Origin of the sequence: Cellulomonas septica (assembly GCF_012396155.1) — a bacterium.
GTDB classification, from domain to species: Bacteria; Actinomycetota; Actinomycetes; order Actinomycetales; family Cellulomonadaceae; genus Cellulomonas; species Cellulomonas septica.
Genome location: NZ_JAAXOY010000826.1, coordinates 1 through 1332, shown reverse-complemented (window position 1 = coordinate 1332; position 1332 = coordinate 1). Strand labels below are relative to the sequence as shown.

The following is a 1332-nucleotide window of genomic DNA, read 5'->3' as shown; positions in this document are numbered from 1 at the left end:
GCGACGGCCGGACCGGTGCCGCTCGGGGCGGGGACCAGCAGCGGCTCGCCGTCCGGCGGCGTCGGGCCGGTGCGCTCGACGCACGCCTGCACGTCGGACGCCTGCACGTCGGGCCGCAGCACCTCGATGCCGTGCCGGCGCGCGTCGGCGGCGAGGCTCTGCGGCGAGTAGAAGCCCATCGGCTGCGCCGCGAGGAGCCCCGCGTAGAACGCGGCCGGGTGGTACACCTTCAGCCACGCGCTCGCGTACACGAGGAACGCGAACGAGTACGCGTGCGACTCCGGGAAGCCGAAGTCCGCGAACGCGCGCAGCTTCTCGTAGATCTGCTCCCCCACGTCCGGCCCGATGCCGTGCTTCGCCATGCCCGACATGAGCCGTCCCTTGAGCGCCTCCATGCGTTCCGTCGAGCGCTTCGAGCCCATCGCGCGGCGCAGCTGGTCGGCCTCCGCGGGCGTGAAGTCGGCGACGTCGATCGCCATCTGCATGAGCTGCTCCTGGAACAGCGGCACGCCCTTGGTCTTGGCGAGCGACTTCTCCAGCAGCGGGTGCAGGTACGTGACGGCCTGCCGGCCGTGCGCGCGCTCGATGTACGGGTGCACCGAGTTGCCCTGGATCGGCCCGGGCCGGATGAGCGCGACCTCGATGACGATGTCGTAGAACGTGCGCGGCCGCAGGCGCGGCAGCGTCCCCATCTGCGCGCGGGACTCCACCTGGAACACCCCGACGGTGTCCGCGGCGCTCAGCAGGTCGTACACCCGCGAGTCCTCCGCGGGCAGCGCGTGCAGGTCGAGCTTCTCCCCCTCGTGCTTCTCGACGTCCGTGAACGCGAGCCGCAGCGCCGTGAGCATCCCGAGCCCGAGCAGGTCGAACTTCACGAGCCCCGCGTCGGCGCAGTCCTCCTTGTCCCACTGCAGGACCGTGCGTCCCGGCATGCGCGCCCACTCCACCGGGCACACCTCGATCACCGGCCGGTCGCACATCACCATGCCGCCCGAGTGGATCCCGAGGTGCCGCGGCAGCCGCAGGAACCGGTCCGCGAGGTCGACGACGTGCGCCGGGATCTCGTCGAGGTCGCTCGCCGCGGGCGGCAGCACCGCGGGGACGACGTCGTGGCCGTCGGACGTCGCCAGCCCCGGCACCTCCGTGCCCCGGGGCGACCGGGTCAGCACCGGCGGCGGCTCGTAGGTGTTGCCCCACATCGACGCCTTGGCGCGCCGCCGCTCGTCGCGTGCCGTGCTCACCGCGGTGGCCCGGTCGTGCGGCTCGCCCCCCGAACCGTGGCCCTCCGGCGGCCACAGTCCGACGTGCCCGTCGTGCGGGCGGTCGGGGCGG

At 73.5% G+C, this 1332-nt stretch carries 1 pseudogene; it reads right to left on the bottom strand.

From position 1 onward, the window contains the following. A pseudogene (locus HGA02_RS19555) lies at positions 1–1332 on the bottom strand (error-prone DNA polymerase); the annotation flags it as partial.